Source organism: Pyxidicoccus caerfyrddinensis (assembly GCF_010894405.1).
Lineage (GTDB): Bacteria > Myxococcota > Myxococcia > Myxococcales > Myxococcaceae > Myxococcus > Myxococcus caerfyrddinensis.
The window spans coordinates 417,049-426,127 of record NZ_JAAIYA010000007.1 but is presented as its reverse complement, the minus strand read 5'-3'; the positions used below and the strand labels follow the sequence as shown (position 1 = coordinate 426,127).

Annotated in this window: 10 protein-coding genes; 4 read left to right on the top strand and 6 right to left on the bottom strand. The window is 69.0% G+C overall.

Annotated features, from left to right (window positions below; translation table 11 throughout):
- Nucleotides 1-324: 324 nt before the first annotated feature.
- A complete protein-coding gene (locus tag G4D86_RS19465; RefSeq protein WP_163995471.1) occupies nt 325-1,917 on the bottom strand; it encodes an MBL fold metallo-hydrolase in 1,593 nt (530 codons plus the stop codon).
- A 68-nt stretch (nt 1,918-1,985) separates the two neighbouring features.
- Entirely contained in the window at nt 1,986-3,023 is a 1,038-nt protein-coding gene (locus tag G4D86_RS19460) for a nucleotidyltransferase domain-containing protein (RefSeq protein WP_163995470.1), read from the bottom strand.
- Nucleotides 3,024-3,253: 230 nt separating this feature from the next.
- On the opposite strand from G4D86_RS19460, the gene G4D86_RS19455 reads away from it, so the two are divergent.
- The 4 genes from G4D86_RS19455 (at nt 3,254) to G4D86_RS19440 (ending at nt 7,090) form a co-directional block, all read left to right on the top strand.
- A complete protein-coding gene (locus tag G4D86_RS19455) occupies nt 3,254-4,033 on the top strand; it encodes a Gabija anti-defense Gad2 family protein (RefSeq protein WP_163995469.1) in 780 nt (259 codons plus the stop codon).
- An 86-nt stretch (nt 4,034-4,119) separates the two neighbouring features.
- The gene (locus G4D86_RS19450; RefSeq protein ID WP_163995468.1) at nt 4,120-5,115 is read left to right on the top strand and encodes an NAD-dependent epimerase/dehydratase family protein; all 996 of its coding nucleotides are present in this window, start codon (nt 4,120-4,122) and stop codon (nt 5,113-5,115) included.
- Nucleotides 5,116-5,384: 269 nt separating this feature from the next.
- Nucleotides 5,385-6,167 carry a hypothetical protein gene (locus tag G4D86_RS19445; protein ID WP_163995467.1) on the top strand — a complete coding sequence of 261 codons (783 nt, stop codon included), beginning with the start codon at nt 5,385-5,387 and terminating at the stop codon, nt 6,165-6,167.
- Between the two features lie 14 nt (nt 6,168-6,181).
- The gene (locus tag G4D86_RS19440) at nt 6,182-7,090 is read left to right on the top strand and encodes a hypothetical protein (RefSeq protein ID WP_163995466.1); all 909 of its coding nucleotides are present in this window, start codon (nt 6,182-6,184) and stop codon (nt 7,088-7,090) included.
- A gap of 90 nt (nt 7,091-7,180) precedes the next feature.
- Here the strand turns inward: G4D86_RS19440 and G4D86_RS19435 are convergent, their stop codons facing one another.
- From G4D86_RS19435 to G4D86_RS19420, 4 genes are all read right to left on the bottom strand, one after another.
- Nucleotides 7,181-7,381, bottom strand: coding sequence for a hypothetical protein (locus tag G4D86_RS19435; RefSeq protein ID WP_163995465.1), 201 nt, complete (start codon nt 7,379-7,381; stop codon nt 7,181-7,183).
- Between the two features lie 251 nt (nt 7,382-7,632).
- Nucleotides 7,633-8,496, bottom strand: coding sequence for a pyrroline-5-carboxylate reductase (proC, locus tag G4D86_RS19430; protein ID WP_163995464.1), 864 nt, complete (start codon nt 8,494-8,496; stop codon nt 7,633-7,635).
- Nucleotides 8,497-8,513: 17 nt separating this feature from the next.
- A complete protein-coding gene (locus tag G4D86_RS52955; RefSeq protein WP_240360344.1) occupies nt 8,514-8,636 on the bottom strand; it encodes a DUF481 domain-containing protein in 123 nt (40 codons plus the stop codon).
- A gap of 61 nt (nt 8,637-8,697) precedes the next feature.
- A complete protein-coding gene (locus G4D86_RS19420; protein ID WP_240360343.1) occupies nt 8,698-9,030 on the bottom strand; it encodes a MarR family winged helix-turn-helix transcriptional regulator in 333 nt (110 codons plus the stop codon).
- Nucleotides 9,031-9,079 lie beyond the last annotated feature (49 nt).

The following is a 9,079-nucleotide window of genomic DNA, read 5'->3' as shown; positions in this document are numbered from 1 at the left end:
GTCGGGGGGCCTCGAGACGACGGTGCCGGCCCCGCCTGGAACGGGCGGCGCGACGGCACGAAGATGTCTGTTGATTTAAACGAATGTATTGTTTCCAGCAATACCTGAAAAATTTGCTAGCTCGGTGCAAGGTTGGCTGCCTGCCGTCGAGCTGCACGGGGCGCGCTTTCAGCTTTTCTCAGGAAGAGAAAAGGCGGAGCTGCCCCGCAAATACGGCATCGACCCCCCATGCGGTTTCATCCGCAAGGAGGGCTCGAATTCGCACTTCGCAGGAGTGGTACCCGCAGCGGCTGGACGCGAGCCCGGCGCGCACGCCGAGGTCCTTCAGCGCAGGAAGAACTCCGCCTGGCCGTACGGCAGGCCGGTGGTGATGCCCTGGCCGCGGCAGTACTCCATGAGCTTGCGAGACTCGACGAGCTGCGGCGAGTTCTCGTGGTAGCCCATCACCATCACATGGCCCAGCCAGGGTTCCTGACCCATGGCGTAGATGAAGACCTGCTGGGGCTTGAGCCGCTGGACGATTTCGATGGCCCGCACGGCGTTGGAGCCGTTGAGCCGCCGGGACTGGTCCATCTTGCGCGACAGCGGGGTGGGCAGCAGCGGGCCGTACATCCAGCTGAGCGGGCCGCCCTCGGACTCCATGCCCAGGAACATCACGTCGATGTTGCCCACCGCCCGGTGGAGGTGCTCGTACAGGTGCGGCTCGAGCGCGTTGGAGTCCGCGGCCATCAGCAGCGACTTGCCCCCGAGCTGGACGAGGTGGGCAATCTTCGCCTGGATGTTCAGGTCGCCGTGCTCGCCAATGAAGGGCAGGCCGATGAGCCGTCCGCCCGGCAGCGGCAGGGTCTCCATCTCGCTGAGGGCCACCACGTTGCGGAAGCCGGTGTTCTGCAACATCAGCTTGAGCGAGGGGTCCACCAGCCCGCCGCCGCTGCTGGCCGGCACCACGAGGGTGCCGATGCGGTGGCGCAGCTGGAGCAGCGGCTCGAACATCAGGTGGTCGGCATGTCCGTGGGTGATGAGGACGTAGTCGATGTGCTCGGGCAGGTCCGCGTAGGTGTAGCGCGGCAGCTCCGAGGGGAAGTCGTAGCTGATGACGGGGTCCGTCAGGATGCTGACCTCGCGCGTCTCGATGAGCACGCACGCGTGGCCGAAGTAGCGGATGCGCACGCCCTCGCCGTCATATCTGGGGGCCGGGCGCGGCGGCTGGTCCGTGAAGAAGGTGGAGAACGTCTCGTGGTCCTTGGCCTCGACGCCCAGCGCCTCGCGCACCGGCCCCACCGGCCCGGGCGTGCGCCGCATGGCGAAGAGCTGATCAATCGCCTCGTTGCGGAAGGGCGTCTTGACGATAAGGCTGCCGTCGTCCGTGTCCAGCCGCGGCGTGCTGAACACATACGGGCGCGCGTCGCCGTGGATGAGCCGCATGGACAGGCTCTGCGAGGACTCGCGGTGGAAGGGGCTGAGGTAGAGCAGCGACTCGAAGAAGCGCGGTGAGGCGCGGTTGTTCAGGTCGTACGTCAGCTCCACGTAGCCGCGCAGCAGGTCCGGCACCCGCGGGTACAGCTCCTCCAGCGAGAAGCCCTCCGCGCTGGCCAGCAGCTTGTCCAGGTCCAGCATCGCCTGGGCGTACTTGAGCGACAGGGCCTCCTCGCGCAGGGTGCGCTCCAGCAGCGCCTTGACGCCCTCCACCCGGTCCACGCCGTAGTTGAGGTAGGGGCCGCCGCGGAGCGCCGGGCTCTTGAGGGCCGCCACGTGGATGGCCGGGTTGGCCACGAACGACTCCATGATCTTCACATGGAGGTTGGCCACGAAGAGTGGCGCCGTCATCGGGGACACCAGGTACCACCACGCGTACCACTGGTTGTACAGCGGCTCGGTGATGACGTTCTGCTTCAGGTACAGCGTCGGCTCGGACATCGGTGTTTCTCTCGGAACGGCTGGGGTGTGGGGACCGGCCTGCGGTCCATATCAAGAGGTGATTCGGCTCAGGCCGCGGGGCGCACGGGGGCGCCGTGTTTCTCGAGGCGGGAGATGGCCTCCCGGGCCTCCTCGCGCAGGGGTTCCTCGGCCGTGGCCGCCTGCTCACGCAGCGCGGTGAGGACCTCGTCTCCGGCGTAGAGGATGAGCCCCAGCCGCCGGGCGGCCATCACCCGGTCGCGCATCTCGCCGCGCCGCAGCTCGGCCAGCAGGTAGTCCTTGTAGAGGCCCAGGAAGTGGTTCTCCGCCTCCAGCATGCGGGCGCACAGCGCGCGCAGGTGCTCGCGCTCCTTCGGCTCGGCGGGCACCCGGTAGCCCCCGCGCGTGCGGCACGCGTAGATCTCCTCGAACAGCGACGTCCACTCGTCGTTGATGAGCTGCCGGTGGGCCTCGATGGCCGAGCGCTTGGAGAAGGTGTAGGCCCCCGCCTGCAGTGACACCAGCGCCGTGGCCAGTCGGCAGGCGAGCGTGACGAGTTCCTTGATGCTGCGGTGCCGGGTGCCGTCCGCCTCCACGTGCTCGCGGTGGTCGTAGCCGTAGAACTCGCCCTGGGCGTCCGGGAAGGAGAACGGATGGCGAAGCGGCTCATCGTCGGCGTGCGCGCGGCTGCGCTCCATGAAGATGAAGGGACGGTGCATGCAGTAGCGCAGCCACTTGTCCTTGGGCATCAGGGGGATGCGCTCCCGGATGTCCTCGCCCATCAGCAGCAGGGAGGACTCCTTGAGGTTCACCTCCCCATCCTCGAGCAGCCGCGCTTCCTCCGTCGCGGTGACGTCCAGCGGCATCCGGCACAGCGGGCCGACGTAGCGGCGGAAGTGCTCGAAGCGCTCCTGCTCCCTCTCGTGGAACCGGTCCTTGAAGACCATGACGACGTCGATGTCGCTGGCCCCCACGGCCTCGCTCGTGGCCTGGCTGCCCACCATGAAGTACGAGAGGACGCGGCCCGGGAAGGCCATCTGCGCCAGCCCGACGAAACCGTAGAGGGTGGCATTGACGTCCATGTCCTCCGTCATGCCCACCAGCGTCACGTCTTCTACTTCCATCATGGATCGGGGTCCTTCGTCGGAATGTGCGGTGTTGGAGTCGGGGCGCGAGAGTCAGGCCATCCGAAGGAAGTCCTTGCGGGGGGCCTAGCATCGCCGGGCGGCACCAAGGGCCGCAAGGCCACGGTGATGGCTGTCACGAAGGACGCCACACGGCCAGTCCGTCCTCCGCTGGCGGAGGCCACCTGGGGCCGGCTTGGGGTCTCCGCGGCATGGTATTGTCCCGTCCGCTCATGGCCCGTCAACTCACGTCCACCGAGGAGAAGGAACTGCGTCCCCTGCTCGAGGCGGGAGCGCCCATTCCCATCTCCGAGGTGCGCCGCATCCTCGGGTTGGGGGAGATGCCCCACGCCCACCTCCTGGCGGAGGACACCTGGTTGCTCGGCGGCCGAGTGCTCAGGTGGCTCAGCGGGGAGATGCGCGGCGGGCGGGACAGCGGTGACTACGATTTGTTCTGCGCTTCGGTCGCTGCCTTCGAGCGGACGGCGCGGCGCATGCTGGAGAGCGGCTACAAGCCATGCAGGGGGAGGGCGTACGCCAACCTGGGGCAGTGGCTGGTGGGAACGGCGCTCGGCCGCGATGCGCACGCCCGATGTGTCAGCGACGAAAACCGCGTCACGCCCGGGCAGGAGCTGCCCCGGCTCCGGCGCTTCTCGGACGGCAGCGAGATGTACGTGCTGCAGTTCCACTCGCCCGAGGGACATACGCTCCAACTGGTGCACCTCCCGTCGCTCTTCCGCGAGGGCGTCCCGCTGCGCAACCAGATGGCCTTCACCGACCTCAGCATCTGCCAGTTCACCCTGGACGACCGCCACCTGTATGCGGGGCCGCACTCCTGGGGGGACTTCCTCGACCGCCGCGTGCGCGTGGTCGAGATGGCCCGCCCGCATCGCACCGCCCTGCGCCTGATCAAGTACGGCCTCCGGGGGTTCCGGCCCTATGTGTCGACCGTGGGGACGGTGTACGGCGCGTGGTTCGCGGAGGCGTTCGGGCGACGGCAGAGTGCCCGGTAGGGTGCAACGGCGCGTCCAGCCGTCGGCTACCCCGTTGGACTCGGGTGGTGCTAGGAGCGCCGGGACTTCATGACAGGGAGCGGTCCATGCGGGCGTTCGTCACCGGCGGTTCGGGCTTCGTGGGCAGGAACCTCATCGCGGCGCTGAAGGCGCGCGGGGACTCGGTGCGTGCGCTGGCGCGCTCGCCGTCCTCCGTGGCGGCGGTGACCGAGTCCGGCGCCGAGCCCTTCGAGGGAGACCTGTCCGACGCGGACAAGCTGAAGGCCGGCATGGAGGGCTGCGACACCGTCTTCCACGCGGCGGCGTACGTGAAGGGGTGGGGGCCTCGCGAGGAGTTCTACGAGGCCAACGTGCGTGGCACGGAGCGGGTGCTGGAGGCGGCGCGCGCGGCGGGCGTGAAGCGGCTGGTCCACGTCAGCACGGAGGCGGTGCTGGTGGACGGCACGCCGCTCGTGCAGGTGAACGAGACCTGGCCGATTCCGGAGCGGCCCATCGGCAACTACCCCTCCACCAAGGCCGAGGCGGAGAAGCGGGTGCTGAGCGTCAGCTCCGCGGACTTCGTCACCGTGGCGGTGCGCCCGCGCTTCATCTGGGGGAAGGGCGACACCTCGCTGCTGCCGGAAATCATCGACGCGGTGAAGGCGAAGCGCTTCGCATGGTTCAGCGGCGGGCGCTACCTGTCCTCCACCTGCCACGTGTCCAACTGCGTGGAGGGCATGTTGCTGGCGGCGGAGAAGGGCCGCGGAGGCCAGGCGTACTTCCTCACCGACGGCGAGCCGGTGGTGTTCCGCGACTTCATCACCGAGATGCTGCAGACGCAGCACGTGGACGCGGGCACGCGCACGGTGCCGTATGGCCTGGCGGCGACGATGGCCACCGTGGGCGACTTCCTGTGGGGCGCGCTGCACCTGAGCAGCCGGCCGCCCCTCACCCGCGCCGAGCTGTTGCTGGTGGGGCGCGAGGTGACGGTGAGCGACGCGAAGGCCCGCCAGGAATTGGGCTACGAGGGCCGGATGACGCGCGAAGAGGGACTGCGCGAGATGCGTGCGGATTACAAGGCGAAGGCGCCGAGCACGCTGTGAGCGCAGCGGCAGCGTCAGTCCGTGCGGGCGCGCGGCGAAGCGGTGCGCCAGGCCATCTGAAGTAAGTCCTTGCAGGCCAACCGGGTGTCTCATCCATCCGGTGCGGTACAGGCGTGCGCCGCGTCCGCCGCGCACGCGGGCGCGTCCCGGGAGCACGTTCCGTGCGCCAGGATTTCGCGCCAACACCTGGGAGTCCTTCGTGGCACACCGCTTGCGTCGGGCAGCGGCGCACCACCCAAGGCAACCACTCACACATTCGAGAGACGCTGATGAAACCGCACTTCAATCTCGTGCTGGCGCTGTCACTGCTGCTGCCCGTTCTCCAGGCCTCGCCCGCCTGGGCCCAGGCCTCGCCCGTGGTGGGCGCGGAGCCCGCGACGAGCGTCCTGGCCATTCCCTCCGACCTCAAGCGCGTCTGCTTCACGGGGCCGAACACCTTCGAGTCCAGCCCGACATGCCCGGTGCTGTTGCGCAACGGCTACGTCTACTGGGCGTTCAGCTACATCGACAACCGGGTGGGCATGGCTGTGATTGCCTATGACTCCAACGGCAAGTCCATCAAGCGCTGGGACAAGTCGGGCGCACGCTACCTCTGGCAGATGACGGTGAACGCGACGAACAAGACGGTCTCGTTCAATGGCCAGGCCAATGGAACCTTCACCATGACGTGGGACGAATTGTACGTGCCGCCTCCCGCACAGGGCCAGTGGGAGCTGGGCACGGTCACCAACAACACGGACAAGCACGTGATGTTCAGCTTTCACGTGCCCACCTTCGGCTCCTCCAACTCCGGCGCCCTCAAGGCCATGACCATGGCCGGCATCCTCATCAACGACTACGGCATCCTCAGCATCGACCCCCGCGGCAACACCTCGGGTTGCGCCAACCCCGTGTGGCGGGCGGAGATTCGCTTCGATAACCAAGCCTGGGAATTTTATTACAACACCGGCACCCGGCTGGACATCAACATCGACCCCGACAGGCATTTCACCTTCACCCCGGGCCCCGGTGGCCAGGTGGTGGCCGCGGGCCAGCCCGCGAAGTGCCTGTAGGAGTGGGAGACGCCATGAGCAAGCTCATCGGACTCCTGTCATTGATGGTGCTGGCGCTGCTGCCGGCCAACGCGTGGGCCTGCGGCGACGACGGCCAGAGCCCCTGCGGAGGTAGTTGCAACTGGATTGCCAAAGGCTACTGTCCCTTCTGCATTCCCTGGTGCAGCCGAGACCCGCACTTCTGCCACGCCGGCAACCAACTGAAGACGGAGTACGCCTTCCTGTGGCTGACGGGCGAGGTCGTCGAAACGCAGGTCTGCAGGGCGACGGCGACGCCTCCACCCCAGGTCGTCACCGTGAACCAGGCGCTGGCGGCTGGCTGCCGCGGCAAGGCGGACATCGACACCCTCGTCAGTCAGACGCTCGCCCGGAGCGACCTGGGGACGACGACCCGGACGAAGCTCTCCAGCTTCAGCGGTGGGGACGGCTGGGCCACCCGCGTCGACGTCACCGACCCCGACACGTGGGGCTACCGGGCGGCGACCATCGGCGGAGAGGAGGCCAAGCTCACCGCGGGGCAGCTGACCTCCAAGTCGGAGCGGCGCCTGAGTCGCTGGACGGGGACTCCCGCCGAGTTCTGGGCGTCCTATGGACCCCAGGTGAATACCTCCCAGCGTGACGCCACGAGCCTGTCGCTGCAGATGCTCGCCACCTCCAGCAGCGACGAGCCACCCAGCCAGTTCGTCTCCGTCGCGCTCGACTATGCCGTCGCCAGCGGCTTCGGCAACGTCGTCTACCGGTTCCAGTTGAACCCGCAGTCCCCGTTGCTCGGGCTGCGCGACTGCAAGATGGCGGGCGAGGTGCAGATTCAGCCGCCCGGAGGGACTCCCATCCGCAACCTGCAGCGCTTCGACAAGACGAAGGGCTACTGGGAGAAATACCAGGCGGGGGTCTGGGTGAAGATGGACAAGGACGAGCTGTAGCGAAAGGCACGTGAGCTCGCCCACCCCTGCTGCCGCTGCCGCTGGTGCCTCCTCCTCTGTCCGGGCTCGGGCAGGCGACGTGGCCGCAGGTCATCCGACCAACGCCGTCCACGCCACGCCGTCCCGGGAGGTCCACACCTCCTGGCCGGCCATCGAGAGGAGGGTGCCGGCTCCCGCCGTGACGTGCACGCAGGGGACCTCGGCGTCGGCGCCGAAGTCGACGGGCCCGAGCTCGTGGCCCTCGAGCCGGAGCAGCGAGTGACCAACGAAGGAGAAGGTCGAAGGGGGCATCGGGAGCAGAGGGCGTGGCACGTATAGGGCGGATCGGCATCGTGCAGCGCGGCCTCGACAAGGTAAAGGCGCTCGGCCCCGAGGTGCATCGACTCGTGGTCGTCTACGACGAGGACCCGATCGTGACCCACGTCCACATGGGTGAACAAGCCTCGGTGCGCGCTGACGCCTCCTGCGCGTGCCCACCCCTGCTGCCGCTGCCGCGGGTGCCTCCTCCTCGCTCGGCCTCGCCGCTGCGGGGAGCCTCGGCGTCACTTCGGCGCGGTGGTGACGGCGCTGGCGTGACGGGCGGAGGCGTCCGCGCGCTCCTTCGCGCGCTGGATGGCGACGGACACGGCCTCGCCCACGGCGCGGGAGAGGCCATGGGTCTCCAGCGCGACGAGGCCCGCCTCGGTGATGCCACCCGGGGTCGCCACCTCGGCGATGAGCTTCGCCGTGGTGGCGCCCGGTTCGGCCAGCAGCTTCGCCGCGCCGATGAGCGTGCCCCGCGCCAGCGCCTCCGCCTCCGAGGCCTCCATCCCGTGGTCCCGCGCGGCCCGGGCCAGCGCCTCCACGAAGCGGAACACATACGCGGGCCCCGTGCCGGACACGCCCGTGCAGACCGTGAGCTCGGCCTCGGAGACCCACAGCGCCCGGCCCGTCGCCGCGAACAGCGCCTCCGCCGCCCTCCTCGCGGCTTCCGTTCCCCGGGTGCCCTCGGTGAGCGGCGTCACGCCCTCGCCCACGCCCACGGGGGTGTTGGGCATGGCGCGCAGGACGGCGACCCGGGATGGCAGCGCCGCTTCCAGCTGCTCCAGCTGCACGTCCGCGGCCAGCGACACGACGACCTGGCCCTCCTCCAGCGCGGGGGCGATGACCGCCATCAGCTCCGCCATCTGGGCCTGGCGTACCGAGAGCAGGACCACCGCCGCGCCGCGCACCGCCTGGGCGTTGTCGGTGAGGACGTGCACGCCGTGGCGGGAGCGCAGCTCCTCGCCGCGCTCGGTCCGGCGCACGGTGACGCGCAGGTCGGACGGGCGCACCTGGCCGGAGCGGAGCAGGCCCCGGATGAGGGCCTCGGCCAGCTTGCCGCCGCCGAGGAGGGCGATGGGCGTGGGGACAGGTGGGGTCATCATGGTGGAGATGTTCCTCGCTAGAACTTCACTCCGACGGTGGTCCGCAGCTGCGTGTCCGGTGTCGGCACCGTCGCGGGCGGGGCGCTGTCATAGGTGAGATTGAAGCCCAGGCCCACCGTGACGCGCGGGTGGGGCGTCACGGGAAGGCTCCAGCCGGTTTCCGCCAATGCCCTGCCCGGTGGAGACCCTGTCGGGATGGCGTCAACCCTCTGCTTCAAGGTTCCGGACGACGCGCTGCAGGAACTCGCGCAGGAGTGCCTTCTCCTGCTGTGTGAAGCCCGCGGTCGCCTCGTCCTCTCCTCGCAGCAGCGCCGCTTTCGCCTCGGCAATCCGGGCGCGGGACTGGGAGGTGAGCGAGGTGAGGCTCCCTCGCTTGTCCTCCGGGTTGGGTTCGCGCCGGATGACGCCGTCGCGCTCCATGCGCGCGAGCATCTCCGCCATCGTCGGCTGCTCCACGCGCGCCAACTCCGCGAGTGTCTTCTGCGACAGCGCTCCTCCGTCCTCGAGCGCGATCAGCACGGGAAGCTGGCTCATGCCGAAACCCAGCGGGCGCAGGCGTGCCTCATGGAGGCGCATGAGCAGC